28 protein-coding genes are annotated in these 24,597 nt (G+C 55.3%); 14 read left to right on the top strand and 14 right to left on the bottom strand.

Features of this window, described 5'->3' with window-relative positions; translation table 11 throughout:
* The 4 genes from ACRBCU_RS14215 to ACRBCU_RS14200 form a co-directional block, all read right to left on the bottom strand.
* Positions 1-1,086 (bottom strand): hypothetical protein (locus ACRBCU_RS14215; protein WP_431366054.1); only part of this gene is annotated, 1,086 nt, incomplete at its 3' end.
* A gap of 42 nt (positions 1,087-1,128) precedes the next feature.
* A complete protein-coding gene (locus ACRBCU_RS14210) occupies positions 1,129-1,941 on the bottom strand; it encodes a TauD/TfdA dioxygenase family protein (RefSeq protein WP_431366053.1) in 813 nt (270 codons plus the stop codon).
* Positions 1,942-1,980: 39 nt separating this feature from the next.
* Positions 1,981-2,247 carry a hypothetical protein gene (locus ACRBCU_RS14205; RefSeq protein WP_431366052.1) on the bottom strand — a complete coding sequence of 89 codons (267 nt, stop codon included), beginning with the start codon at positions 2,245-2,247 and terminating at the stop codon, positions 1,981-1,983.
* A 146-nt stretch (positions 2,248-2,393) separates the two neighbouring features.
* Entirely contained in the window at positions 2,394-3,053 is a 660-nt protein-coding gene (locus ACRBCU_RS14200) for a hypothetical protein (RefSeq protein WP_431366051.1), read from the bottom strand.
* 192 nt (positions 3,054-3,245) lie between these two features.
* Between ACRBCU_RS14200 and infC the strand changes: the two genes are divergently transcribed.
* Positions 3,246-3,800, top strand: coding sequence for a translation initiation factor IF-3 (gene infC / locus ACRBCU_RS14195; RefSeq protein ID WP_431366056.1), 555 nt, complete (start codon positions 3,246-3,248; stop codon positions 3,798-3,800).
* A 97-nt stretch (positions 3,801-3,897) separates the two neighbouring features.
* On the opposite strand, the gene ACRBCU_RS14190 is transcribed toward infC, so the two are convergent.
* Complete coding sequence (locus ACRBCU_RS14190) at positions 3,898-4,452, bottom strand: hypothetical protein (protein ID WP_431366050.1); 555 nt, start codon at positions 4,450-4,452, stop codon at positions 3,898-3,900.
* 129 nt (positions 4,453-4,581) lie between these two features.
* Between ACRBCU_RS14190 and ACRBCU_RS14185 the strand changes: the two genes are divergently transcribed.
* The gene (locus ACRBCU_RS14185; RefSeq protein ID WP_431366049.1) at positions 4,582-5,178 is read left to right on the top strand and encodes a class I SAM-dependent methyltransferase; all 597 of its coding nucleotides are present in this window, start codon (positions 4,582-4,584) and stop codon (positions 5,176-5,178) included.
* Positions 5,179-5,264: 86 nt separating this feature from the next.
* On the top strand, positions 5,265-6,746 hold the full coding sequence (locus ACRBCU_RS14180) for a calcium-binding protein (RefSeq protein WP_431366048.1): 1,482 nt from the start codon (positions 5,265-5,267) through the stop codon (positions 6,744-6,746).
* On the opposite strand, the gene ACRBCU_RS14175 is transcribed toward ACRBCU_RS14180, so the two are convergent.
* The 6 genes from ACRBCU_RS14175 to ACRBCU_RS14150 form a co-directional block, all read right to left on the bottom strand.
* Positions 6,743-7,729: a molybdopterin-binding protein gene (locus ACRBCU_RS14175; protein ID WP_431366047.1), complete on the bottom strand. Its 987-nt coding sequence runs from the start codon at positions 7,727-7,729 to the stop codon at positions 6,743-6,745. The genes ACRBCU_RS14180 and ACRBCU_RS14175 overlap by 4 nt on opposite strands.
* Positions 7,726-8,700, bottom strand: a complete 975-nt coding sequence (locus ACRBCU_RS14170) for an XdhC family protein (protein ID WP_431366046.1) — start codon at positions 8,698-8,700, stop codon at positions 7,726-7,728. Before ACRBCU_RS14170 ends, ACRBCU_RS14175 begins: the two co-directional genes overlap by 4 nt.
* An 82-nt stretch (positions 8,701-8,782) precedes the next feature.
* The gene (locus ACRBCU_RS14165) at positions 8,783-9,364 is read right to left on the bottom strand and encodes a YeeE/YedE thiosulfate transporter family protein (protein WP_431366045.1); all 582 of its coding nucleotides are present in this window, start codon (positions 9,362-9,364) and stop codon (positions 8,783-8,785) included.
* A 3-nt stretch (positions 9,365-9,367) separates the two neighbouring features.
* Positions 9,368-9,919 carry a YeeE/YedE thiosulfate transporter family protein gene (locus ACRBCU_RS14160; RefSeq protein WP_431366044.1) on the bottom strand — a complete coding sequence of 184 codons (552 nt, stop codon included), beginning with the start codon at positions 9,917-9,919 and terminating at the stop codon, positions 9,368-9,370.
* Positions 9,920-9,999: 80 nt separating this feature from the next.
* Complete coding sequence (locus ACRBCU_RS14155; RefSeq protein WP_431366043.1) at positions 10,000-11,259, bottom strand: vWA domain-containing protein; 1,260 nt, start codon at positions 11,257-11,259, stop codon at positions 10,000-10,002.
* Positions 11,260-11,326: 67 nt separating this feature from the next.
* A complete protein-coding gene (locus ACRBCU_RS14150) occupies positions 11,327-12,226 on the bottom strand; it encodes an AAA family ATPase (RefSeq protein ID WP_431366042.1) in 900 nt (299 codons plus the stop codon).
* A gap of 147 nt (positions 12,227-12,373) precedes the next feature.
* On the opposite strand from ACRBCU_RS14150, the gene ACRBCU_RS14145 reads away from it, so the two are divergent.
* Positions 12,374-13,333, top strand: coding sequence for a phosphoadenosine phosphosulfate reductase (locus ACRBCU_RS14145; RefSeq protein ID WP_431366041.1), 960 nt, complete (start codon positions 12,374-12,376; stop codon positions 13,331-13,333).
* Here ACRBCU_RS14145 and ACRBCU_RS14140 read toward each other — a convergent pair.
* Together ACRBCU_RS14140 and ACRBCU_RS14135 are read right to left on the bottom strand one after the other, a co-directional pair.
* Entirely contained in the window at positions 13,330-13,761 is a 432-nt protein-coding gene (locus ACRBCU_RS14140; RefSeq protein WP_431366040.1) for an SRPBCC family protein, read from the bottom strand. The two genes, ACRBCU_RS14145 and ACRBCU_RS14140, sit on opposite strands and share 4 nt — an antisense overlap.
* The gene (locus tag ACRBCU_RS14135) at positions 13,758-14,027 is read right to left on the bottom strand and encodes a hypothetical protein (RefSeq protein ID WP_431366039.1); all 270 of its coding nucleotides are present in this window, start codon (positions 14,025-14,027) and stop codon (positions 13,758-13,760) included. The genes ACRBCU_RS14140 and ACRBCU_RS14135 overlap by 4 nt, the downstream gene beginning before the upstream one ends.
* Before the next feature lie 96 nt (positions 14,028-14,123).
* On the opposite strand from ACRBCU_RS14135, the gene pyrC reads away from it, so the two are divergent.
* From pyrC to ACRBCU_RS14110, 5 genes are all read left to right on the top strand, one after another.
* Positions 14,124-15,161, top strand: a complete 1,038-nt coding sequence (pyrC, locus tag ACRBCU_RS14130; RefSeq protein ID WP_431366038.1) for a dihydroorotase — start codon at positions 14,124-14,126, stop codon at positions 15,159-15,161.
* 73 nt (positions 15,162-15,234) lie between these two features.
* Entirely contained in the window at positions 15,235-15,915 is a 681-nt protein-coding gene (locus ACRBCU_RS14125; protein WP_431366037.1) for an orotate phosphoribosyltransferase, read from the top strand.
* Between the two features lie 153 nt (positions 15,916-16,068).
* A complete protein-coding gene (locus ACRBCU_RS14120) occupies positions 16,069-16,386 on the top strand; it encodes a hypothetical protein (RefSeq protein ID WP_431366036.1) in 318 nt (105 codons plus the stop codon).
* A complete protein-coding gene (locus tag ACRBCU_RS14115; RefSeq protein WP_431366035.1) occupies positions 16,379-17,428 on the top strand; it encodes a hypothetical protein in 1,050 nt (349 codons plus the stop codon). Before ACRBCU_RS14120 ends, ACRBCU_RS14115 begins: the two co-directional genes overlap by 8 nt.
* 225 nt (positions 17,429-17,653) lie before the next feature.
* Positions 17,654-19,144: a replicative DNA helicase gene (locus ACRBCU_RS14110; RefSeq protein ID WP_431366034.1), complete on the top strand. Its 1,491-nt coding sequence runs from the start codon at positions 17,654-17,656 to the stop codon at positions 19,142-19,144.
* Here ACRBCU_RS14110 and ACRBCU_RS14105 read toward each other — a convergent pair.
* The gene (locus ACRBCU_RS14105) at positions 19,141-19,866 is read right to left on the bottom strand and encodes a sterol desaturase family protein (RefSeq protein ID WP_431366033.1); all 726 of its coding nucleotides are present in this window, start codon (positions 19,864-19,866) and stop codon (positions 19,141-19,143) included. The two genes, ACRBCU_RS14110 and ACRBCU_RS14105, sit on opposite strands and share 4 nt — an antisense overlap.
* Positions 19,867-19,937: 71 nt before the next feature.
* On the opposite strand from ACRBCU_RS14105, the gene ACRBCU_RS14100 reads away from it, so the two are divergent.
* From ACRBCU_RS14100 to ACRBCU_RS14080, 5 genes are all read left to right on the top strand, one after another.
* Positions 19,938-21,005, top strand: coding sequence for an agmatine deiminase family protein (locus ACRBCU_RS14100; protein ID WP_431366032.1), 1,068 nt, complete (start codon positions 19,938-19,940; stop codon positions 21,003-21,005).
* Entirely contained in the window at positions 21,002-21,931 is a 930-nt protein-coding gene (locus tag ACRBCU_RS14095; protein ID WP_431366031.1) for an isopenicillin N synthase family dioxygenase, read from the top strand. Before ACRBCU_RS14100 ends, ACRBCU_RS14095 begins: the two co-directional genes overlap by 4 nt.
* 87 nt (positions 21,932-22,018) lie before the next feature.
* Positions 22,019-23,053: an alanine racemase gene (gene alr / locus ACRBCU_RS14090; RefSeq protein ID WP_431366030.1), complete on the top strand. Its 1,035-nt coding sequence runs from the start codon at positions 22,019-22,021 to the stop codon at positions 23,051-23,053.
* Positions 23,050-23,835, top strand: coding sequence for an MlaE family ABC transporter permease (locus ACRBCU_RS14085; protein ID WP_431366029.1), 786 nt, complete (start codon positions 23,050-23,052; stop codon positions 23,833-23,835). Before alr ends, ACRBCU_RS14085 begins: the two co-directional genes overlap by 4 nt.
* Positions 23,832-24,578, top strand: a complete 747-nt coding sequence (locus ACRBCU_RS14080) for an ABC transporter ATP-binding protein (protein ID WP_431366028.1) — start codon at positions 23,832-23,834, stop codon at positions 24,576-24,578. The genes ACRBCU_RS14085 and ACRBCU_RS14080 overlap by 4 nt, the downstream gene beginning before the upstream one ends.
* Positions 24,579-24,597: the final 19 nt, after the last annotated feature.

Genomic DNA, 24,597 nt, shown 5'->3' with positions numbered 1-24,597 from the left:
GATCAAGGTAGAGAACGTCACCGTGTCTGGGAAAAACCGCGGCAAATACTGAGAAAATGCAATCCTTTGTGCGTTTTTGAGGTCTTTCTGCATATGCGCCAATAGGTTAACGCGTTTCGCACGCAGGTTAGTAAGCTCTTGAATTTTTTCATTTGTTCGCGCGGCAGAAATTGCAGCGCCATATTCAGCTATCGCGTCTGAATGACGTTTCTGCCTCCAAAGCAAGCTTGCTTTCAATCCGAAAATGCTTGCCTCCGCGTCACCTTCGTGCATGGCGCGCTGATCTAATTCATGCCTGCGCTCCGACTGGCTACGCAAGCCAATTTCGATGAGGTCTAACGCAAGATTTGAATTACCTTCGGCAAGCGCTACTCGAACGGAGTCCGCAAGTTCAGCAACGTTAGGGGCTTCGTTGGCTGCGCGCGTCAGGTCAGTTAACCGAACATCAGTGTCATCACTATCTGCACCCAAATCTGACAACAATCGCTGTTCGTTTTGAATCATTATCGATTGGCTTAAGTTGTCAATCATCTCCTGTTGTTGCGCAAATTTATCAAGCATCTGTTGGTGACGTTCGTCCGCTCGACTTGCCTCATCTTCTTGATTGCGGGCAATTGCAGTTAAGCTATATGCAACTGCATTTTCAAAGGCTTGATCCGCCATCAATTCAGTCAGAATTTGCGCCGAAATGTCTCTGAAACGCTGATGTAAGATTGGTTCGTTAAAAGGCGTTTTGTTGGGTACTTGTAAAAGCATACGGCGAGCAATCTCGTCGACATCGCGCCCAGCTTCATTAATGTCCTTTTCAGTCAAGCTGATATGCAAAAACATTTCGGGAATCAGCGTTCGATGTTCTTCGGACAAATGTGTATGTTTAATTCTAGTTTTTAGCTTTTGCGCGACTTCGTCTACAAATGGCTTTTTCGCTTCAAAGCCTAATATTCCCAAGACGGAACCGACAAAACTAGAAACACTGGCAGCCGCACCTGTTGCAGAACCGACAGAAACTGATGCAACTGCTCCTGCAGCGGAAACTAGACAGTTTGCAGCGTGATAATATGGGTCCGCACGTTTAATAGGTTTCATTGCGACTCAATCAAATACCAATTCCGCATTTGGGACACTCTATTAATTGAAACCTTCCAATGCCACCCCCTCTACCGTAATCCTGTGCATCAACCTGCCATGCCCTGCGTAGTCGGCACTGGCGAAATGTTGCACGAGGCGGTTGTCCCAAATGGCGACGCTGCCTTCCTCCCATCTCAAACGGCAGGAATATTCGGGGCGGGTCGCGTGGGCGTAGAGGTAGCTCAGCAAGGGTGCGCTTTCCTCGGCGCTCCAGCCTACAAAGTTCTCGGTGAAATCGCCGTTTACATAGAGACAGGGCGCGCCTGTTTCGGGGTGGGCGATGACGCAGGGGTGCAGCGCTGGGGCGCGGTGAGCGCTGGCGTCGGCTTCGATACCGACGCGGCTTTGCGCAAAACTGCCGTCGGAATGCACAGCGCTGAGGGATCGCAGCGTGGATTTGAGGCCCTCGGAGAGACCTTCATAGGCGGCGGTCATGGAGGCAAAGAGCGTATCGCCGCCATAGGGTGGCAGTTCACGCGCGGCGAGGATGGAACACATGGCGGGCGCAGGGTCATAGGAGTGATCGGTGTGCCATGTGCCACCAATGACGCGCGTCATCTCTGGCGATGTGCGCACTTCGGCGATCATCGGGTGCGTGGCGACGGGGGTGAAAAAGCGGTTGGTGTCGATCTTGCCGAACCGCTCGGCCAGCGCGATATGCGCCTCGGGCGTGAGGGATTGGCGGCGGACCACCACCATGCCGTGCGCGAAAAGCGCGGCTTTGAGATCGGAAAAGCCAGCATCCGTCAACGCATTGAGATCGAGCCCCGTGAGTTCAGCGCCAACCGCGCCAGAGAGTTTGCGAATGTCCATGTGCCGAGCAAATAGACAATCCGCAGAGGTGGCAAGCCTTTAGCTCTCACTGCCTGTGTAGGTCACCCCATCGTGCACACATTGAATGGGCGAAGTGCCGGGGACAATGATGCCGATGCCAACGCAGCTTTCGAAATCCTTCACGCTGTTGGCGCGTGCCGCTTCAAAAGCGCCGCCAGAGGGGCGCATTGGCGCGTTGTTTGACGTGGCGGCAGCCCCGGCATTTGCTTTGTTCAAGACGGGCAAATTGACAGTTTGGCAAGCGCTGAGCAGGCAGATTGCGGCGAGTGCAGTTCGTTTTTTCATATTAACCCCAAGTACTTAGAACTGAATACGAGCAAAGATTAACTTAGGTTACATCTTTGGGTCAGGGGAAAAATTTTGGAGTTTAGGCAAAAGAAAAGCCCCGCCAGATTGCTCGGGCGGGGCTTTCAACGTCTTAAGTGGTCGGCTTACATGCCGAGTGCGGCTTTGATTTGATCCAGCGCGCCTTTGAGCAGGTCAGGATTATCCTGCGCGCTTGAAAGGGCTGTCTTCAGCGCTGTTTTCTTCAATGCGCCGATTTCAGAGCCGTCGATCATTTCAGACACTTTTTCGAGGTTGAAACCTTCAGGTGTCAGCAGATCAGCCATGCCACCTGTTGCCTCTTCTGCGGCTTCGGTTGCAGCAGCTTCGGCCTCTTGCGCGGCTGTTGCGGCTGCTTCTTCGGCTTCAGCTGCGGCGGCAGCGGCTTGCTCTTCAGCCGCGGCGGCTGCGGCAGCGGCCTCTTCTTCGGCTTTCGCAGCGGCGGCAGCAGCAGCTTCTTCAGCGGCTTTGGCTTCTTCTTCCAGCTTGGCAGCAGCGGCAGCAGCTTCTTCCTCTGCTTTCGCAGCGGCGGCAGCAGCAGCTTCTTCAGCGGCCTTTGCTTCTTCTTCTAGCTTGGCAGCAGCGGCAGCAGCTTCTTCTTCGGCTTTCGCAGCGGCGGCAGCGGCTTCTTCAGCGGCTTTGGCTTCAGCGGCTTTTGTGGCTTCGGCTTGCGCCATTGCCGCTTTTTCAGCCGCGTTATTTGAATAGAGCATATAACCGCCACCAAGTACGACAGCTGCAATAATTACCCAAATCATGTTCTTCATGGATCATTCCCCTAAAAGGTATTCTTCCGCATTCAGCGTCTTTGCGTGAATGCTGCGCAGGCGAAATGATCACATAGCCACGTGAGCGCAAGGGGAAAACGTTGCATCGCGATGCAAATCGCCTCAATTTGGCGCTTGAAGCGAGAAGACACTGCCACTATCTTGCAGGCCTGAATTTAAAGCCATCAAAGGATAAATCCCATAGCCCGCAGACCTCACAATGCGCCGCCACAGCGCGACACCGGCCCACGCGTCAACGACAAAATTCGCTGCCCTGAAGTTCGTTTGATCGGAGCAGACGGCGAGAATGTTGGTGTCATTCATCCGGCCAAAGCATTGGTTATGGCCGAAGACGCCGGCCTTGATCTGGTTGAAATCTCTCCGAATGCCAATCCGCCTGTGTGTAAGATTATGGACTTTGGTAAGTTCAAATACGAAACACAAAAACGCGAAGCCGAAGCGCGTAAGAAGCAGAAGATCATCGAGATCAAAGAGGTCAAGTTCCGTCCGAATACGGATAAGAACGACTATGATGTGAAAATGCGCAACGTTTATAAGTTCTTGGAAAATGGCGACAAAGTGAAAGTCACTTTGCGTTTCCGTGGACGTGAAATGGCGCACCAGAACCTTGGTCGCGAATTGCTAGAGCGCGTTGCTGCGGACACAAAAGAGCATGGCCGCGTGGAGAACTTTCCCAAGATGGAAGGTCGCCAGATGGTGATGCTGATCGGTCCTTTGCCGAAGTAAGCGCTGTACACGACGTAATAGTTGGAAAAGCCTGGCCATTGCGCCGGGCTTTTGCTTTTTTTCACCGATTAGGAAGTGCCTGCGTGCTTTCCGCGCCCTACCCGTTTGGTTCTGAAATTCGTGTCACGGTCCTAGTGATCTTTCGTCCATCTCGTTTGTATTCTTGATACACTACGAAATTGTACTTCCCGATCGTATATTTGAAATCTCGGGTTTCTTCGGTTGTGACCCGTCGCCACGTTCCAACCCTATTTGTCGCGCCGATCTGTTTGATGTTGTAAACATACTTGCCTGTATGTCGCGTCGTGCCTCGCACAAAGTGAGTACACGGCCCAACAACATAGTAACAAGAATTCGGTACATTTTTCACGTTATAGCCGCGTGCGTTGCTCCCTCGCACAAAGTGACCCTGCGCATTGAATTGTTGCCTGACTTTATTGCCTGTTTGCAAATTCGTTTCTTCTAAGATGTAGAACCTGCCCTGCTTTCCGACATATCGGCTTACGTATCTATCGCCATTTTGCCATTTCATTTCATATTCTGTGCCAACGGGCATCTGATCGAAACGGATGCCCCAGTTTTGAGCAAACGAAGAGGTCGCAAACACAGTAAAAGCGAGCGCAAGCAATGGTAATTTCAAAAAGTTAAACATAGGTATCCTAGAGACTGGCAGCCATTACAGATTTGACTGATCTAAAAATGCATCACGCGGCGCGAAGTCGCAAGATCGTAGCTTGCTTTGAGCCAAGCGCGCAAAACGTCCACGTAAAAGGAAGATACCATGTGGGAAGAAAGATTTGCAGTTGATAACTACGTGTTCGGAACCGAGCCTGTGCCCTTCCTGACCAAGTATGAAAGCCTGTTCGAAGCGGGGCAAAGCGTGCTGTCGATTGCCGAAGGTGAAGGGCGCAACGCGGTGCATTTGGCGAAGATGGGGCTGGACGTAACGGGCGTTGAATTTGCGCCCTCCGCGGTGGCCAAAGCGGAAAAACTGGCGGCGAAGAACGGTGTCTCGCCGCGTTTCATCCAGTCTGATCTGTTTGATTGGGACTGGCCAAAGGACGCTTATGACATCACGCTTGGGCTGTTCTTTCAGTTCGTGGGCCCGCAAGAGCGCAATATTTTGTGGCGCAATATGCTGGCTTCGACCAAGCCCGGTGGATTGGTGATGATTCACGGCTACACCCCCAAACAGTTGGAATTCGGCACGGGCGGCCCGCCTAATGTTGAGAATATGTACCGCAAAGCGGATTTTCTCGAAATTTTTGAAAATTGTGATATTCTGGTAAACGACGAATATGATGCGGAGCAACGTTCCGGGTCTGCCCATGTGGGCATGTCGGCTTTGATTGATTTTATCGCGCGCACCCCTTTTTGAGAAAGTATTCAAACAAATGGATAGGCGCATGTGGAGCATTTTCATCACGTAAATAACAAGATCGAATTGAAAAAAGGAATTTATGAATGACAACGACATTTCAAAGCACCGACTCGATCGGTGCAGGACAACGGTTCAGCTTTGCTGATGCGGGCGACACGCTCGTCGTGCTCTCAGGCGTTACAATGGCCTCGACAGATTCTAGAGCGATCGCCTCCAGCTTTTCCAACTCGTCACTGCGTTTAGATGGATCAGTCTACAGTCCAGACAGTCCTGCAATTGACTTTGGTGCAGGGTCTTCGCAGATCACAATTGGTGAAAACGGTATTGTTGCTTCACATACCGGCTTTACCGGCGCTGCGGTGCGCATGGACGCTGCGGATAATGTTCTAAGCAGTGCAGGCGAAATTTCGAACCCGGGCGGTATTGGCGTTTTGTTGGCAGGAGACGACTGCCAAGCCATGAATTCCGGTTCCATAGTCGCGTCAACTGGTTTGATCGTTGGTTTCACGGGCAGTGGCAGTTCGCTTTACAACACCGGCCTGATATTCGCCAATGACGATGACAATATAGGCAATGATCCCAACGTTACCCAAATGAGCCACGGAGTGCATGTTGAAGGCAACGAGACGGCCATAACCAATGCAGCGGGGGGCGAAATCATTGCGTCTGGCTGGGGCAAAGCCGGCGTTCATGTAGGGCTTGGCATTGCGAGTACCGGAAATTGGTCAGTTGTCTTGAACCACGGGCTGATTTCATCGCTTCAAGGCTATGGCGTGGATTTTTCCGATATGCTTGCGGCGGAAGCTGCGTCGCTTACAAACCACGGTACAATTTCAGGCGCGATGGCATCCTTTATCGGGAATGTATCGGGCGAAACCATCGTTAACACGGGATTGATGGACGGCGCGGTTCTTACCAATGACGGCGATGATCGTTTCGAGAACACGGGCACGGTGCAAGGCGACGTTGACTTGGGTGACGGAGCAGACACCTATCGCGGACTTGGCGAAAGTTTTGTCTTTGGCGATGTTTTGGGCGGCGCGGGCAAAGATCGTCTTTATGGCGGCGAAAACATCGACAAACTGTTTGGCAACGCCGATGCGGATCGCATACGCGGGCGTCAAGGCGATGACGATTTGATCGGCGGCACAGGCGAAGACGATATTCGCGGCCAGCTTGGCAATGACGTGATTGAGGGCAATCAAGACAATGACCGCCTCGGTGGTGGTCAGGGCAACGATATTATCAAGGGCGGTTCAGGTCTTGATACGATCACCGGCGGCATGGGTGAGGACACGCTCACGGGCGGCATGGGCGCGGATGTTTTTGTGTTCAACCGTCGCTCTGGCGATGATGAAATCACTGACTTCAACAACAACACCGACAAGTTGGACCTGTCGAAGTTTGCCCTCTCATCGCGTCAAGATTTGACCGACGCGGGCGCTATCATTGAAAATGGCGCGGGCTCGATCATTGATCTGACGGCGGTTGGCGGCGACGGGGTGATTTACGTCGAAGACATGAGCGTCGCGCAATGGAGCAACGCAGATTTCATCTTTGCCTAAGCCTGTCGTGGGCGTGGGCGTGTTGGAATTTCTTTGAGCAATCCACCCACCCCCATGCCAGCGATGTCTTCGCTGGTGACGGGAACGCCGCAGAGCACGCGGCTTAGCACTTTGTCCGCGCCATTTAGCGCGGGCGAGCGTGCGCAGCCCGGCAGGCCAATGACCGGCTTTTCATGCAAACGAGCTAGGAACAGCAGGTTTCCGGGATCAACTGGCATGCCAAAGCGAATAAGCGTGCCCCCTGCCCCGATCAGCGCCGCAGGGGCGACATCGTTTGGATCAGAGGTGGCAGAGCCCGTGAGAATGAGGATCACCTCGCCTTTTGCGGCGTGAACGGCATTGATCAACGCGCCCTTTTCATGGGCGCAGGTCAGGACCTCGATCAAAGGGCTGCCGAGCGCGTCTAGGCGGGCTTTTGTTGCCGCAATGGCCTTTGTTTCATCAGCGCCGTGTTCGATCTGCGTGATGATCAAGGACACGGTTTGCCCCAGCGGCCCCGCAAGCGTCAGCGCGCCTTGCGCATGGGCGCAGGCCCTCTCGAGATCGCGCTCTGGCACTGCATATGAGATGATTTTCACCGTCCCGAGCATGCCGCCTGTGTGCAGTTGATGATAGGCAGGCACGGAAGCAAAAGAGATCATCGGGTTGACCTCGTTTAGCGCTGTGAGTCTGTCGAGGTCGAGCATTGCCACGCCTGCCCTTGTCGCGATAAGGTTCACCCGTCCTGTGGCCGCTTTGGTCACGCGAAGACCCGCCGTATTTGCAAGCAGCGCATCACCAAGGAGGCGTGCGGCATCGTTTTCTTCGACATCTCCTGCCTCTAGGGCGGCGACCGTGATCTCGGTTAGCCCTGCGCGGCGCAAGTGGTCTATGTGCTCGGCCTCCAGTTGGAGCCCTTTGCGCAGGCGTCCACCTTCAATGCTGACCGAGTGCGCAAGGATACAGCCAAGCGCTTGCTCGATTGGGAGAGGCCCAAACCTCACGCTGCGCCCTTGCGCAAAACTTGGGTGATTTGCGCGATGATCGACACGGCTATTTCCGACGGGCTACTTGCGCCGATATTGAGGCCAACGGGGCCATGAATGCGAGCAATGTCTTGCTCGGTGAAGCCTGCCTCTGTAAGGCGCGCGGTGCGTTTGGCGTGGGTGCGGGTTGAGCCGAGCGCGCCGATGTAAAACGCTTCAGAGCGTAGCGCGATCTCAAGCGCGGGATCGTCGAGTTTCGGATCATGGGTGAGCAGAACCAAGGCCGAGCGGGTATCAAGCGCGAACTCTTTAACCGCGTCGGCAGGCCAGTCGGTCAAAACACGTTGCCCCGGAAAGCGTGCTTCTGTCGCAAAGGTCTCGCGCGGATCAACGATGACAGGATCATAGCCAGCCATTTGCGCCATCGGCGCGAGCGCTTGGGCGATATGGACCGCGCCAACAACAATCATCCTGAGAGGCGGGTTGTGAATGGCAATGAAGCGGCGGGTTCCCTCTTCAAAGCCAGAGCGATCCATACGGAAGCGTTCGGAAAAGCCCGAGGTGTGGAGCGCGCGGGTTCCTGCGTCGAGATCAACTTCATAGGCGATCGGTTGACGTGCTGTTCGGGCGCTGACCAGATCGGCAAGCATTTGCTCGGGAAGCACTTTTCCGACAGGCTCAAGCAGAATGCGGATGGTGCCACCGCAGGCTAGGCCGACAGCAAACGCATCGCCGTCCGAGATGCCAAATTCCAACTCACGCGCATCGCCTTGTTCTATTGCCTCTATCGCTTCGACAATCACCGCGCCTTCGACGCAGCCGCCTGACACAGAACCGATGATGTCGCCCTGCCCGTTGATCGCAAGTTGACTGCCCGTGCGGCGCGGGGCGCTGCCCCAAGTTTCAATCACGGTGGCCAATGCTGCGCCTTTGCCAGCACGATGCCAGCTCAGCGCTTGTTCGGGGATTTGGTCGATGTTCATATCCATGGGCATCACATTGGCGCAGGATTTCGGAAATGAAAATGGCCACCTTGGTCGGGTGGCCATTTTCCTGTTTTGTTTGCTTTGCTTACTCCGCAGGCGTCAGCACCGTGCCTTGACCTGACAGACGCTCTGGCAGGACAATCGCGATGATAATGAACAGCGCGCCAAGTGCGATGCCGACAAGATCGCCAGAAAGTGCGGTAAGCCCGTCGTATTTCGCGCCCGGAACCGTGCCGAGCGTTTGCTTAACGCCGTCCAGCATGCCAGTCGCTTTCCACATCGGGTAGGTCACCATATAGGCCGCTGCGCCAAGCAAACCGCCTGCGATGAAGAACAGCGCGTCCTTGCGACCGGATGCGGCTGCGCACACGCTGGTGCCGGGGCAATAGCCAGAGGCGGCCCAGCCTGCGCCGAGCAGAAGGCCACCGATGAAGACGCCAACATAGGCAGTTTTCACGCTCATATGGCCCACATCCACGAGGCCCGCCATCTGACCTGCGAACATCAAAACCGAGCCTGTGCCGATCGCCAGAAGGATGGTTTTCATCAGGTGCAAGTTGGTGAGGTTCAGCATACGCCCGATCCAGTTAGGATTGCTTGCACCGATGCGATCCAGCACTGCGCCGAAAGCGCCGCCGATGATAATTGCGAGTAGAATTGAGGTCATGATTTAGGCCTCCTCTTTATACATGAACATGGCGACAGGAATTGCGGCGGCGAATGCGCCAGCGGCAAAAATGTAGCCTGAAATCGAGGTTTGCATCATGCCAGACATCATGTGGCCCGATGTGCACCCGCCAGCCAAACGCGCGCCGTAGAGCACGATAAAACCGCCCAGAAAGGCCACCGCGTAGCGTTTCATTGGGGTGTCGCCATAGTTGGCGTACCAGATTTCTGGCAGGCGCTTTTCATCTTTGCTAATGCCGCCGCGCGCCAGCGTTGACAGGAATGCCCCTGCGATCATCGCGAGCACGAAGACAAAGCTGTAGTTCAGCGGATTTGCGATGGACTTGGCGTATTTGCCATTCGATTTCGCCAGATAAGCATTGGTTGAGGTGTAGCCATCCTCGGTTTGCGTCACCAGCTCGGGGTTGGCGATGTCCGCGACGATACCGTCCAGAATGACGAATTGCGTCGAGACGCCAATCGGTTTGACCAAGACCACCGCCATGAAGAAGACGAGGCCCAAAAGCAGCCCGCCTATTTTCCAATTGAGTGTCATTTTCTTTCCTTTCGACTCAGTATGAGGGAAAGGGTGGCATTCATATTCAGTTTTTTGAATGATTTAGATCAAGTGGTGATTTATTCTTGTGCCATTGCACGCAACAGGCGGGCTTTTTCGCCTGTGTCGCCCTCGACGGAGAGCGCGTGCGCCAGATCTTCCAGTGAGGCGATGGAATGGCCTGCGCGAAAACTGTCAACATGGGGCAGCATGGCGCGAATGCCTTGGGCCTTTGGGGCAAATTCGCTCCAGCGTAGCAGCGGGTTGAGCCATATGAGGCGATGCGACGACAGATGCAGGCGCTGCATTTGTTTGGCCAGTTGGTCTGGTTCGCCGCGATCAAGCCCGTCGGTGATCAAAAGGACCAGAGCGCCCTGCCCCAGCACGCGGCGCGACCAGTCTTTGTTAAAGCGCTCAAGGCTTTCCCCGATGCGCGTGCCGCCGTCCCAATCTTGCGTTTCTGCCCCCGCCGCAGCAAGCGCCGCATCTACATCGCGTTGGCGCAAATGCCGCGTGATATTGGTGAGGCGTGTGCCAAAGGTGAACGCATGCACCTTCGCCCAGCCCGCGCCTTTGTCATTGGCTACGCTGTGCAAAAAATGCAGCACGATGCGGGAATATTGGCTCATAGAGCCAGAAATATCGCAAAGCACAACAAGGTTCGGCCAGCGTGTGCGCGGGGTTTGCTTGACCAGCTTGTGCACCTCGCCGCCTTGGCGCATGGAGGCGCGCAGGGTGGCGCGAAAGTCGATTTTAGGGCCGCTGAGCGCAGTGCGCGCACGGCGCGATACAAGGGGCGTTACGGGCAGCTTGAGCTTTGAGAGGATGCGCTTGGCCTGTGCCACTTCATCGGTGCTCATCTGTTCAAAATCAAGGCTGCGCAGGCGCTCTTCTGAGGACATGGTGAGGGAGGTGTCGATCTCGATCTCTGTCCCGTCTTTGTCTTCTTCCTGCTCTGGGAGGTCGCGCTCTACCCCATCGAGCAGCGCCTCTGCAGCGCGTTTTTCTGCGGCGCTGGCTTGTTTTTCTTCCTGCACTCCGCGAATGGCAGGCAGCATCATCGCCATCATATGTTCCATGAACTGCGGATCGCGCCAGTAAAGCCGGAAGATTTGCGCGAACACCGCACGATGTTCCGGGCGGGTGACAAAGCAGGCTTGCAGCGTAAAGAAAAAGTCGCGTTTTTCGGTGAAACCTGCCGCTTCGACGGCGTGGATTGCATCAATGACGCGGCCCGGACCGATGGGCAGGCCCGCTTTGCGAAGCGCACGCGCGAAATAGGTAATATTGCCCGCGAGGCGCGGGTTGTCGGGCAGCTCTAAGGGCGCTTGCGTTACCACTTGGTGCCCAGCGCTGGGGATTTCACATCCCCAGACCCCTGTGGGATATTTTTAGAGAGAGGATGCATTAGGGAGCTTCTAATGATTTTTTGGCATCTTCCAGAATGCGCTTGGCTTCGGAACCCTGAAGCTGCGCGATGTCATCTTGGTATTTGAGGATCGCGCCGAGCGTGTCAGCGATGACTTCGGGACTGAGTTCGAGCACATCCAGCGCCAACAGGCATTTGGCCCAATCGATGGTTTCCGCGACGCCGGGTTTTTTGAACAGATCTTCGCCGCGCAGTTTTTGCACAAAGGCGACGACTTCGCGGCTCAGGTTTTCCGAAGCCTCAGGAGCGCGGGCGGTGAGAATGTCCATTTCGCGCTCGAAAGTCGGGTAATCCACCCAATGATAGAGGCAGCGGCGCTTCAGGGCGTCATGCACTTCGCGGGTGCGGTTTGAGGTCAGGATCACAATGGGCGGCTCGGGCGCTTTGATCGTGCCAAGTTCGGGGATGGTGACTTGGAAGTCAGAGAGCGCTTCGAGCAGGAATGCCTCGAAGGGTTCATCGGTGCGGTCAATTTCGTCGATGAGCAGGACTGGCGCGCCGCCTTCTTGCGGGCGCATCGCGTCCAGCAGCGGACGCTCGATCAGGAAATCTTCGGAGAAGAGTTCGGTGGTGAGAGACGCGCGATCTGCGCCGCCTGTGGCCTCGGCGCTGCGAATAGCGACCATTTGTGCGGGAAAGTTCCACTCATAAACCGCGCTCGCGGCATCAAGCCCTTCATAGCATTGCAAGCGGATCAGCTTGCGGCCCAGCGCGGTGCTGATGGCTTTGGCAATCTCTGTCTTGCCAACGCCCGCCTCACCCTCGAGAAACAAAGGCCGCCCGAGTTTAAGCGAAAGGAACACCACCGTCGCAAGATCGCGCCCGCAGACATATCCGGTCTCGCCCAGCGCCTCTTGCACCGCATCAATACTATTCATCCCGTCCCCCCTCAAAGCCCGTCAAAACCTGCGTTTTGCCAAGACTTGGGCGCAGCATCTTCCCATTCCTGCCCCAATTTGCAGGCAATTTGCCGACAAGTGATCCGCATAAGACGGGCCTTTTTGAGACGTGCAGGAGCAAGTAAGATGCAAGACCCCCTTCATTTGTTAGACCAGTCACTGGCCGGCAAAACCGGCCAAGCGTGGCTGTCTGCCGTGGAAGATATTACAGATGAAGCAGGGTATTTCCAGCCACTCAGCCCTAAGCATAACGTCGCATTTATAGATGCGGGGAAAACGCTATTAGTGACGTTCGAATCACTGCAATCCATTCAATCCATCAATGAAAACGCCCACCCCGTCGGTTTTGAAATGGCGCGCGAAGAAGGTTGGTCTTTGCTGTCGTTCTTTTGCGATGGCCATACGTGGTTCCGCGACCCTGCGATCTATCGCTATGTGGATCGGCTTGTGGATGACGGCTTTTTTGAGGATTTCGATCAGGTTATCTTTTATGGTGCAGGATCGGCGGGCTATGCGGCCTGCGCCTATTCTGTGGCCGCGCCGGGCGCGCATGTACTTGCGTTGAACCCGCAAGCGACGCTTGATCCGCGCGTAACAGAATGGGACGAGCGGTTTCGCCGCGCGCGCCGCATTAGCTTCACCGACCGCTATGGCTATGCGCCTGACATGCTGGACGCAGCCGAGCGCGCGACGATCATTTACGACCCACGCGTTGAGATGGACGCGATGCATGCTGCGCTCTTTACCCGCCCGAATGTCGACAAGCTTCGAATGGGGTTTTATGGCGCGGCGCTTGATAGCCAGATGATGCGGCTTGATATTCTTTATCCGCTGCTCAGCGCGATCGGTGCAGGCGCTTCGGTGCCCGAAGAGTTCTACACGCTCCACCGCCAACGCCGCATGGATCGCAATTACCTGCGCGCCGTGCTTGGGGATATGGAAGATGCGAAACGGTGGACCTTTGCCAAAATGATCTGTGACCATGCTGCGCGTGCTTTGAATGCGCCACGGTTTAAGAAACGGGGCGAGCAGATTGCCGCCCTACAGGCCTCCGAACGCGCAGCCAAAGACGCGCAAGAAGACTAACGCGCAAGCATGCGCAGACGCGGCTTATGGCGGCGCTTGTACATATAGCGCGCCCAAGCCGCGATGATCGGCGTGCGCCAGCCTGCTTCGATGTCGATCTCGTCAATGAGCTCAGCGCCCAGCGCGTGGGGCTGAACCTGCAAACGGTGGATCCAGTGCTTTACGCCCATTCCTTTCTCTGACGAGGTGAAATGCATCGCAATTGGATCAAAATCAACAACCTCCATTCGATAGGGTTGTGCGGGCAAGATACCAAACAGAGACACCTCAACGTCTAACACCTGCCCTTTGTGGATCGCGCCGCTTGGCAGCCCGGTGAATGTGAGCAATCCACGCACCGCTTCTTTGAGGCAATCTATATCCGTTGCGACGGCCCAGACCTTTTCCGGGGGATGCTCATACACATGGCTCAGGCGCACTGTCTTCACTTGCCTTGCTTTCCCGTGATCCGCGCCAACAGCTCTTTGCGCGCGATGCCTGCGATAGCTCCGATGCACAACAATAGCGGATAGTCATGCACCCCGATAAGGTTAAGCACGATGAGAGCGGCCCCAAGGCAAAGCACGATAGCAATGATTGGGATTTGCTCTTTGGGGAGCGTTATGCCGATTTTACCAAAACCGTCCTTCATAAAAGGGACCGCGCTTTGATAAAATGCGCCAACGGCAAACCCGATGATCAACGTGAAAATCATATCCTACCTCCAAACGGTTGGTTCAAGACCTACCCAAGCGCTAAGAAAGACGCAAACCCCTAGCCCTTCGCTGCGCTCCAGTGTATGCGCATTTGCATGACTGATAGCCTCACACTCCGCCGCCCCGACGACTGGCACCTTCATCTGCGCGATGGCGATATGCTGCGCGCTGTGTTGCCAGAAACTGCGCGCCATTTCGCGCGTGCGATTATTATGCCAAACCTTGTGCCTCCTGTTGTGACGGGCGCGGATGCGCTGGCCTACCAAGCGCGCATCAATGACGCTTTGCCGAGCGGCATGACGTTCGAGCCTCTGATGACGCTTTATCTGACTGAAGACACGGATCCAGCGGACATGCGCGCAGCTTTCGAAAGTGGGCTGATCAAAGCGGTGAAACTTTACCCCGCAGGCGCGACGACCAATTCGGCCAGCGGCGTGCGCGATTTTGCGCGTGTGCAGCCTGTCTTGGATGTGATGGCCGAAATCGGCTTGCCGCTCTGCCTACATGGTGAAGTCACAGACTCCCATGTAGATATCTTCGATCGCGAGGCCGTCTTTATCGACACGGTGCTTGACCCGCTACGTCGCGCAACGCCCGGCCTTAAGGTCACGATGGAGCATATCACCACAAAGGACGCTGTTGATTACGCGCGCGCGCAGGGCGATGATCTAGGCGCGACGATTACCACCCATCACTTGGTGATCAACCGCAACCACATCCTCGTGGGCGGGATTAAGCCGCACTATTACTGCCTGCCCGTCGCCAAACGCGAGCTTCACCGCGAAGCTTTGGTCGAGGCCGCCACCTCTGGCGAGGCGCGCTTCTTCCTTGGCACAGACTCGGCGCCCCATACGGATGAGCTAAAAGAAAACGCCTGTGGCTGCGCGGGCTGCTTTACCGCGACCAACACCATGTCGATTCTGGCGCAGGTGTTCGAAGAGCATGGCGCGCTAGACAAGTTAGAGGCCTTTGCCTCTCTCAATGGCCCCGCGCACTACGGCCTGCCGATCAATGAAGAAACGATTACCCTGAACAAGACTGCACCAACCTACCCTGAGAAAATCATCACAGGAATGGGTGAAGTCACGGTCTTTGATCCTGGGTTCGAGCTCACATGGTCTGTCACCACCTGATCTTCATTTTCCAAAACAAACTCCCGCCGGAGGCTCCCGCATTCTCCGGCTTTGCTGCCAAACGAGACCAAACATGATCCCAACAAGCTACCCAAGCCCCGAAGAAATCGCGCGCCTTACGGCCCGTATGTTGCTTGAAATAAAAGCGGTGCACTTTAATGCGGCCGAGCCGTTCATTCTGTCTTCAGGCCTGCCCAGCCCAACTTATATTGATTGCCGCAAACCCAACTCATATCCGCGCATTCGCGCAACGATGATGGATTTCATGGCCGTTACCGTCATGCGCAATGTGGGCTTTGAAGCCTTTGACAACGTTGCGGGCGGCGAAACCGCGGGCATTTCTTATGCGGCCTTGATGGCCGAGCGCTTGGCCCTTCCCATGACCTATGTGCGCAAGAAAGCAAAAGGGCACGGGCGCGGCGCGCGGATTGAAGGCGATATGAGCGAAGGTCAGCGCGTTTTGCTTGTGGAAGACCTGACGACAGATGGCGGCTCCAAGCTAAATTTCGTCGACGCTATCCGCGAGACTGGCGCGTCTTGCGCCCACACGGCTGTGATCTTCTATTATGACATCTTCCCCGAGACCACCAAGACCCTTGGGGACCACGGCGTCACGCTACACCATCTATGTACATGGTGGGATGTTTTGGCCGAAGCCAAAGCGCAAGGTGCCTTTGATGCAGCCACGCTTGACGGTGTCGAGGCCTTCCTGAACGATCCGCGTGCATGGCAAGAGGCCAACAAACAGGGCTAAGCCCCTTGTTAAGAGAAAGAGAGAGTAAAGGGCGCATTCTAGATCGCCCTTTATGCGGGCTCAGCACTTTGTATAGTTGATCAGGTATCACACTCTCACCTGACACGGGTTTTTCGCCCCCAATGTATCGCGCTTTTTGAAACGAGACCCTCATTGACGCTGACAAGCAATATTGCCCCCTATATCGCACTTCTTTGTCTTGTTCTTGGCGCGGCGAGCCTTGGCATATATCCTGTAAAAAAGCTCATTCAGGTGAAAGAGGCCAAACACGAGCTTAAACATGGCTCGGCCGGGTTTCTGCGCACGATGTCTGGTTGGATCATCATTGCGCTTTGGATCGCTGCTGTGTGGTTCTTTGCCACCATCATTGGAGATTGGTGGGCGTTTGGAAATCTAGAACAGGCAATTGCGCGTTCCTTTCATCGTCTAGAGCTATTGCTGCATATACTGGCGGCGCTTGCCGATGACTAAACTCGCAACATTAGCGCAGCGCGATTTGCTCTGCTCGAATTGCGCAGGGCAATGCGTCTATGCGCCAAGCACCGGCACGCTCACCTGCAACAGCTGCGCCACAGAGCATCAGATTATTCCAGACCCAAACGCCGATCCGGCAGCAGAGCAGCATTATCATCCCGATATGCCGCACACAGAGCAGCCAAGGTTTGCGACGGATCGTCATTTCCAATGTGATAGCTGCGGCGGTGACGTTGTCTTTCAGGGACATTCGATCTCTGAGAACTGCCCTTACTGCAACGGTTCTTTGGTAGAGCAAGCCTTTGACGAGAGCTTTGCCATCCTTGGCATGATCCCTTTTGCGATCACCGACAGGGCTGCGCAGGAAAAAGCCCAAGACTGGGTCAAACGTCGATGGGCCGCGCCGTCAAACCTCGGGGCGCTCATATCCAATTGCCGCGTTGCGGGTATTTACGTTCCCTTTTGGACATTCGATAGCAAAGAGGCGATCGATTACACGGTACGCTACAAGAAAAAGGTCGGGAAGCGCTCTTACACAAGATCGCTCAGCGGGTCGATGAAAACCTACTTCGATGATTTACTCATGCCTGCCTCGCCCCATGTCACGCCGCTTATCCGAGACGGCATTTTACACGACTTTGACCCCGACAAATTGCGCCCGTTTGAGCCAGCCTACCTTGCAGGGTTCGCCGCTGAGCGTCACCATCAAACTGTCAAACAAGGCCTTGCGTGTAATGCCGATGACAAGGCGCTCTTGCTGCGAAATCGGATCATAAGACATTCAGGCAAAAGCAACATCGTTGATGTGAGTTATCTCACCGATACAACGGGGATCAAATATCGCCGTATTCTTTTGCCCGCCTGGATTTTGCACTACGAATACGAGGGGCAACCGATGAAAGTGATAACGTGCGGACTAAACGGGCGCACATTTGGCGAGCGCCCTTTCTCAATGCTCAAACTCTTTACTTATGCGGCGGTGCTTTCAAGTTTGGCTGCTGGTTTTGGCTTTGTCTGGGGCGCGTTGAATATCTATTGAAGAATTTTGCCGCGCGCGCGCTCGGGGTATCCACGCAGCCAGCAAGATAAAATTTTCTTAACAGCCTCTCTCGGGCCCAGCTCCGCTAGAAAATGTGGCATACCTTCGCCAAGCTACAGCATCTAGTAGAAAATTGCCCGCACTTGTGTTATCCACAAAAACATACAATTTGCACTTCCCCTGCTCTTTTTTGTAAGGACGGGGTCGGGATAGTGAGGGCGCGTTATGAATGAAATTGCATCAATCAATCAAACTCAGGTCGATGTTGCATCTGCCGAGACCATGCCGAACTCGATTGAAGCGGAACAACAGCTTTTGGGCGCGATCCTCACAAACAACGACATTTATGACCGCGTTGCATCGATTATCCAGCCGCGCCATTTCTTTGATCCTGTGCATCGTCGCATCTATGAAGTTGCCGCAGCGCGCATAGGCAAAAACAACCTTGCCTCCCCTGTGACGCTCAAAGCGTTTCTGGAAGATGACGAGGGTTTAAAAGAACTAGGCGGCCCCGCCTATCTTGCGCGCCTCGCGGGTGCGGCGATCTCTGCTTTTGCGGCGCGCGATTATGCTCAGATCATTTATGACCTCGCGATCCGGCGTGAACTGATGGGGCTTGGCCGTGATATCGCGGCAAAGGCCGCACGCGTTGATGTCGCGTCAGAGCCTGCCGAGCAGATCGTTGAAGCCGAACAAGAGCTTTATAAGCTGGCGGAAAAAGGCAGCTCGGACTCCGGTTTCCAATCTTTCCTGCGCGCGATCACCGATGCGGTAAACGTCGCCAACGCGGCCTATGAGCGTGGGGGCGGCATGGCCGGTGTCTCGACCGGCCTGGACGACATGGATAAGATGTTGGGCGGATTGCATAAATCTGACCTTTTGATCCTCGCGGGTCGCCCATCTATGGGCAAAACATCGCTTGCCACGAACATCGCCTTTAACGTCGCCAAGGCCTATCGTCAGGGTCAACTTGCCGATGGCACGCAAGGCGCGGTTGATGGCGGGGTTGTTGGCTTTTTCTCGCTGGAGATGAGCGCCGAGCAGCTGGCAGGGCGTATTCTAGCGGAAGCCTCCGAGATTTCTTCGCACAAGATTCGCCAAGGTGACATGGAAGAGTTCGAATTCCGCCGCTTTGTTGAAGCCGCCAAAGATTTGGAAGCCTGCCCGCTTTACATTGACGACACGGCGGCGATCCCGATTGCCCAGCTTGCCGCACGTGCGCGTCGCCTCAAGCGAACGCATGGGCTTGATGTTTTGATCATCGACTATTTGCAGCTTGTGCGCGGTACGTCAGAAAACCGTGTGCAGGAGATTGGCGAAATTTCAATGGGCCTCAAAGCGATTGCAAAGGAGCTGCAAATCCCAGTGATCGCCCTATCCCAGCTCTCGCGTCAGGTTGAAAACCGCGAAGACAAACGCCCGCAGCTGTCAGATCTGCGTGAATCAGGCTCGATTGAGCAGGACGCGGACGTTGTGATGTTCGTATATCGTGGCGAATACTACAAAGAACGTGAAAAGCCTGATGATGAAAACCTCGAAGCAATGGCGGCGTGGCAGGACGATATGGCCCGCTTGCACGGCAAGGCCGAGGTTATCATCGGCAAACAGCGTCACGGGCCGATTGGAACAGTCGAGCTCAGCTTTGAGGCGCAATACACGCGCTTTGGCAACCTTGCAAAACCTTGGCAGGTTGGCAGCGACGACGCGTCTTTCTAAGCAACAGCCGCGCGGGCGATTTCGTCCGCGCTTAGGCCATATTTATCGGCAAAACGACTGCGCGCCGCACGCAGCCTTTTGTCATCGGGCCGCATCCCCAGCGTACGAATGAACTCTATGCGTTGTTGGTCTTTCAAGGCCTCGCGCGAAATCGCAGTGCCCAGCGCGCGATCGATGATTTCACCGCCGGGGGATACGTGAAACCACTTTGAAAAGTCGCGAAAGTGGTGCTGGTTGTGCAGTTTCGTGACATGCCGTGCGAACGGCCCCTTTGGCACATTAAGATGCGCCGACATGTGAAACCACTCATAGCCAAGAAATGTTGCGACCCCGCCAACTGGAACAATTGCCAGTGCGATCCAGAACGCTTGCGCCGCGCCAAAGAGCGCAAGAAGCCCCCAGAGCGCGAAGAAGTTAAACCCAAGCATTGGCAGAGCCACCCAGACCGGAACAAAGAACAGTTTGTGATTGGTTGGAAAGTCGTGATGGCCATAGTGAGCGCGGTAAAGCAGATCGAAAGCCCATTGCTGCGTTGGCGGTTTCAGATGGAACACATAGCGGTGCAGGTTATATTCATTCAGGTACTGCGCAAGGATGCCCAGCGGGACACAGGCCCACACCCAAATTGGTCCCCAAACGGCTAGCGTCACAATAGCCAGTGCGCAAACCGCGGCCATGAGCACGACACTTGGATGTTGCATCAACAATCTGAGCCGAACCATTGTCCCCTCCCCCTTGCCTCAGGAATTCACCGCCAATAGGCTTGCACCACCCTATTTCAGGAGAGCCTTTGTTGAAAAGACGCGAATTCATAGCTGCGGGCATCGCAACGGGCGCAACGTTTTCGCAAGCACGTCCCGCTTTGGCAACGCAGCCCCTTCATGTGCGCCCCGAGGAAGATCGGCATGAAGCCACGTTTATGATGTGGCCCGTGAATAGAAAGGTGCATCCTAACGCGAGCTTTCTTCAGCATCTGCAACTGACGATCGCGAACATTGCCAATGCGATAGCCGATTTCGAACCCGTTATCATGCTCGCGGCGGCCAGCGATCATGGCAAAGCACGGCGCATGCTCGCGCGCGGGGTTGAGCTTTGGGATATCCCCACCGAGGATTTATGGGCGCGTGATGCGGGTCCGTTGATAGCGCATCAAGGGTCCAAACGTGTGGTCAGCCATATTCAGTTCAATGGTTGGGGCGCAAAGCAGGTTCACAAGCGCGACAGCAAAATCGCCCGCGAAGTGGCGCACATTTTGGGTTTTGACATGATCGACAGCGGCTTGATCGGTGAAGCCGGCGGGGTTGAGCACGACGGACACGGTCTGCTCATGGCGCACGAAAGCTCATGGGTGAATCGCAATCGCAATGGTGCTTTGGGCCGCGCCGAGATCGAACGTAGCTTACTCAACGCTTATGGCGCTGAGCGGATGATTTGGGCCAAAGGCGTAAAAGGTGAAGATATCACCGATTATCACATAGATTCATTAGCGCGTTTCACGGGGCCGAACCGGGCGCTGATCAACCTCAACGACAATCCCGATTGGGAAGATCCGTTCCATGTGGCCGCCTATGAAACTTACGATGTTCTAAAGGCCGCAGATGTTCAGCTAGAGGTCATTCCAGAGCCAACGTATCGGCGCGTCAAAGGCGTTGAATTCGTTGCCTCTTATGCCAATTACTATGCCTGCAACGGCGCGTTGATCGCTGCTGCCTTTGGAGATCACGAAACGGACGAAATTGCGCAGACAGCTTTGGCACGGCATTACCCGGAGCGCGAGGTCGTGACGCTTAATGTCGATGCTTTGGGTGAAATTGGCGGCGGCATTCATTGTGCAACCCAGCAGCTTCCAGAGGCTATATGACAGCTATTCCAGTCTTAGACCTAACGGATCGCAATATCGATCGCGCCTTTGTCAAAGCCTACAGCAATGTCGGGTTTGCCTATTTCGTCGGCCATGGAATTTGCCCCAAATTGCGCCAATCGCTCTTTGACGTCTCAAAGGTGTTTCACGCGCTACCAGAGTCCGAGAAAAACAAAGTCGCAGTTGATCGCAACCATCGCGGCTACATTGGAATGGCCAGTTCAACTGATGTAAATTCAACCCTCGCAGAGGTCAACAAGCCCAATCAATCGGCAAGTTTCATGATGATGCGCGAGGATGCTATAGCGGATCGCGATGTTTATCTTTCGGGCCCGAACCAGTGGCCAGATGTGGCGCAGTTTCGCGACACGCTTGAGCGCTACAATCAAGAAATGTGTGTCCTAGCGGACAAGATGATGCGAATTGCTTTGCGCGCGATTGGCGCTCCTGTTGAGGCGATAGAGATGTTCACACCGCCCACAACTTGGCTGCGGCTGCTGCACTACCCTCCGATGCCCCATGCCAGCCCCGATGATCTTTACGGCTCGGCCCCGCATACAGATTTCGGCGCGCTGACTTTTTTGGCAACGGATGACGTCGGTGGCTTGCAGGTGCAAACACCTGATGGGCGCGAGTGGATTGATGTCCCGCCTCGCCAAGACGCCTTTGTGGTCAATGTGGGCGATATGCTGCATCGGCTTTCCAACGGCGCGCTGCGCTCAACCCCGCATCGTGTGATCAACAAAACCGGGCGCGAGCGATATTCATGCCCGTTCTTTTATGACCCGCACGTTAGCGCAACGATCAAGCCTCTGATCGGCGCGCAAACGCCTGCATTTGAGCCAATGGTTTTCGGGCATTTTCTGCGCCGCGAACTTGAAGCAAGCTATGATGCGCACAAGCCAGATATGGATCAAAAAACCTAAGATCAGCCTCAGTTTAGCAACGGCGCGGCTGGCTTACGGGGTCTTTTACCCTTGACGCGCAGGTCTGTCGTGGCAAACACCTCTTTTATGAGCACAGGTACACTTACGATTGATCTGGCCGCGATGGCCAAGAACTGGACCGCACTAGATGCGATGAGCCAAGCCGAAACGGGCGCAGTGGTCAAAGCAGACGCCTATGGCACAGGCATTGGCCGCGCAGCGCGCCGGCTTGCGCAAACAGGGGCGCGCAAGTTTTTCGTCGCCGTTGCCGAAGAAGCCGCCGATATCCGCCATGCCCTAGGTCCTGATCCTGAAATTTTCATTCTGTCAGGCCATATGTCTGGCGATACGGATATGATTTCGGATTTGAACCTGATCCCCTTACTGAGCTCGATTGATCAAATGCTGCGCCATTTCGAGGCCCTGCCCGGCGCGGCCTTTGGCATTCAGCTCGACACGGGCATGAACCGTCTCGGCATGGAGCCTGCCGAATGGGAAGCCGTTCGCACACTCGTGATCCCGCAGGCACCAAAGCTAATCATGTCGCACCTTGCCTGCGCAGATGAGCCCGAGCATCCAATGAACGCGCAGCAACTTGCGGCTTTCACCCAGATGACCGATGGCATTGATGCGCCTCGCTCGCTCGCCGCGACGGGCGGCATCTTGCTAGGGCCTGAGTACCATTTTGACGTCACCCGCCCCGGAATCGGCCTTTATGGCGGCTTGCCTTTCATTGATGCCGTGCCCGTTGTCTCGATAGACCTGCCGATCATCCAGACCCGCGATGTCGCGACAGGTGAAAGCGTTGGGTACGGAAATACGTGGATCGCTGAGCGCCCAAGCCGTATCGCCACGGTGTCTTGTGGCTACGCAGATGGTATCATCCGCGCCATGGGCCCGAACACAGAGCTTTTTGCAGCAGGTACGCGCGTTCCTATTGCGGGGCGTATTTCAATGGACAGTATTGGCGTTGATGTCACCGATGCTAAGGATCTGCCTTCTTCGCTCCAGCTTCTTGGCCAGCACCAATCGGTTGATACGCTTGCCGCAAACGCGGGCACGATCGGCTATGAAATCTTAACGTCGCTAGGCGCGCGCTACACGCGGCGGTACATTGGATGAGTGCGATTTTCGCTCTGCTTGCCGCCATCGGTGCTGCGACGCTCAATATGCTGGCGGCTTTGGGACGTATTTCAATTTTCGCCTTTGAAACGCTGCGCCATTGCTTTCGCCGCCCGTTTTATCTGCGCGAGCTGGGCATTGCGCTGCTTCATGTCGGGTGGCTGTCTTTGCCTGTTGTTGGCCTTACCGCGATCTTCACAGGCGGTGCTTTGGCGCTGCAAATCTATGCGGGCGGGTCACGCTTTAACGCCGAAGCCGTGGTGCCACAGATTGTTGCCATCGGTATGGTGCGCGAGCTGGGCCCTGTGCTGGTTGGTCTGATGATCGCCGCGCGCGTGACATCCTCGATTGCCGCAGAGATTGCGACGATGAAAGTAACCGAGCAGATAGATGCGCTTGTGACGCTTTCCACCCATCCGATGCAGTATCTCACGGTGCCGCGTGTTCTGGCGGGCTTGATCTGCGTCCCTGTTTTGGTTGGCGTTGGCGATGTGATCGGAATTTTGGGCGGCTACGCTGTGGCGACAGGTACGCTTGGCTTTAACGCCTCGACCTATCTCGTGAACACCTTTGATTTCTTGGAAATGCGCGACGTTCTGTCATCGCTGGCCAAAGGCGCAGTCTTCGGGGTGATTGCAACCCTTATGGGCTGTTACTACGGTATGAACTCAGGACGCGGTGCGCAGGGTGTTGGCGCGGCGACCAAGGGCTCGGTTGAATCGGCGGCAATCCTCATTCTTGCCGCGAACTTCGTTCTTACAGGGGTGTTTTTCTCGCTATGATCACGCTCACAGACGTAAAAAAGTCCTTTGGTAGCAATCACGTTTTGCAAGGCGTGAACCTTGAGATCGCGCGCGGCACCTCGATGGTAATTATTGGTGGCTCTGGCACGGGCAAGTCCGTGGCGTTGAAATCTGTGCTTGGTTTGGTCACGCCTGACAGCGGCACGATTATGGTAGACGGGCAGAACGCCGCCACCGCCGAGCGCGACGCCTTTCTGGCGCGCTTTGGTATGTTGTTCCAAGGTGGTGCCCTTTTTGATAGCTTGCCCGTTTGGCAAAACGTCGCCTTCCGTCTGATGCGCGGTGCATTGAAACGCCCCAAGGACGAGGCCCGCGAGATCGCTATTGAAAAGCTGCGCCGCGTTGGCCTTAAGCCTGATGTCGCAGACCGCCTGCCCGCTGAATTGTCGGGCGGCATGCAAAAACGCGTCGGCCTTGCGCGCGCGATTGCAGCAGAGCCCGAGATTATCTTTTTCGACGAACCAACAACGGGCCTCGATCCGATCATGTCCGGCGTGATCAACGATTTGATCCGCGAAATTGTGGTGGAAATGGGCGCGACAGCAATGACCATCACCCACGACATGACCTCTGTACGCGCGATCGCTGACAATGTGGCGATGCTTCACGACGGCGTCATAAAATGGAGCGGGCCTGTCGCGGATATGGATAACTCGGGCGATCCATACCTTGATCAATTCATTCATGGGCGTGCGAGCGGCCCGATAGAAGCGGTGCGTTAAATCGCGCGCTCGCACCTTG

The sequence above is a fragment of the Planktotalea sp. genome, from assembly GCF_050633725.1.
In the GTDB taxonomy this organism is placed as follows: Bacteria; Pseudomonadota; Alphaproteobacteria; order Rhodobacterales; family Rhodobacteraceae; genus Planktotalea.
The sequence above is the reverse complement of the archived record's forward strand: the minus strand, read 5'-3'. Positions and strand labels throughout refer to the sequence as shown.

Excerpts from the sequence above, each read along its gene's own strand:
- ACRBCU_RS14210 (WP_431366053.1), bottom strand. The coding sequence starts at position 1,941 with ATGGACATTCGCAAACTCTCTGGCGCGGTTGGCGCTGAACTCACGGGG.
- ACRBCU_RS14205 (WP_431366052.1), bottom strand. The coding sequence starts at position 2,247 with ATGAAAAAACGAACTGCACTCGCCGCAATCTGCCTGCTCAGCGCTTGC.
- ACRBCU_RS14200 (WP_431366051.1), bottom strand. The coding sequence starts at position 3,053 with ATGAAGAACATGATTTGGGTAATTATTGCAGCTGTCGTACTTGGTGGC.
- ACRBCU_RS14190 (WP_431366050.1), bottom strand. The coding sequence starts at position 4,452 with ATGTTTAACTTTTTGAAATTACCATTGCTTGCGCTCGCTTTTACTGTG.
- ACRBCU_RS14185 (WP_431366049.1), top strand. The coding sequence starts at position 4,582 with ATGTGGGAAGAAAGATTTGCAGTTGATAACTACGTGTTCGGAACCGAG.
- ACRBCU_RS14180 (WP_431366048.1), top strand. The coding sequence starts at position 5,265 with ATGACAACGACATTTCAAAGCACCGACTCGATCGGTGCAGGACAACGG.
- ACRBCU_RS14170 (WP_431366046.1), bottom strand. The coding sequence starts at position 8,700 with ATGGATATGAACATCGACCAAATCCCCGAACAAGCGCTGAGCTGGCAT.
- ACRBCU_RS14165 (WP_431366045.1), bottom strand. The coding sequence starts at position 9,364 with ATGACCTCAATTCTACTCGCAATTATCATCGGCGGCGCTTTCGGCGCA.
- ACRBCU_RS14160 (WP_431366044.1), bottom strand. The coding sequence starts at position 9,919 with ATGACACTCAATTGGAAAATAGGCGGGCTGCTTTTGGGCCTCGTCTTC.
- ACRBCU_RS14150 (WP_431366042.1), bottom strand. The coding sequence starts at position 12,226 with ATGAATAGTATTGATGCGGTGCAAGAGGCGCTGGGCGAGACCGGATAT.
- ACRBCU_RS14145 (WP_431366041.1), top strand. The coding sequence starts at position 12,374 with ATGCAAGACCCCCTTCATTTGTTAGACCAGTCACTGGCCGGCAAAACC.
- ACRBCU_RS14135 (WP_431366039.1), bottom strand. The coding sequence starts at position 14,027 with ATGATTTTCACGTTGATCATCGGGTTTGCCGTTGGCGCATTTTATCAA.
- pyrC (WP_431366038.1), top strand. The coding sequence starts at position 14,124 with ATGACTGATAGCCTCACACTCCGCCGCCCCGACGACTGGCACCTTCAT.
- ACRBCU_RS14125 (WP_431366037.1), top strand. The coding sequence starts at position 15,235 with ATGATCCCAACAAGCTACCCAAGCCCCGAAGAAATCGCGCGCCTTACG.
- ACRBCU_RS14115 (WP_431366035.1), top strand. The coding sequence starts at position 16,379 with ATGACTAAACTCGCAACATTAGCGCAGCGCGATTTGCTCTGCTCGAAT.
- ACRBCU_RS14110 (WP_431366034.1), top strand. The coding sequence starts at position 17,654 with ATGAATGAAATTGCATCAATCAATCAAACTCAGGTCGATGTTGCATCT.
- ACRBCU_RS14105 (WP_431366033.1), bottom strand. The coding sequence starts at position 19,866 with ATGGTTCGGCTCAGATTGTTGATGCAACATCCAAGTGTCGTGCTCATG.
- ACRBCU_RS14095 (WP_431366031.1), top strand. The coding sequence starts at position 21,002 with ATGACAGCTATTCCAGTCTTAGACCTAACGGATCGCAATATCGATCGC.
- alr (WP_431366030.1), top strand. The coding sequence starts at position 22,019 with ATGAGCACAGGTACACTTACGATTGATCTGGCCGCGATGGCCAAGAAC.
- ACRBCU_RS14085 (WP_431366029.1), top strand. The coding sequence starts at position 23,050 with ATGAGTGCGATTTTCGCTCTGCTTGCCGCCATCGGTGCTGCGACGCTC.
- ACRBCU_RS14080 (WP_431366028.1), top strand. The coding sequence starts at position 23,832 with ATGATCACGCTCACAGACGTAAAAAAGTCCTTTGGTAGCAATCACGTT.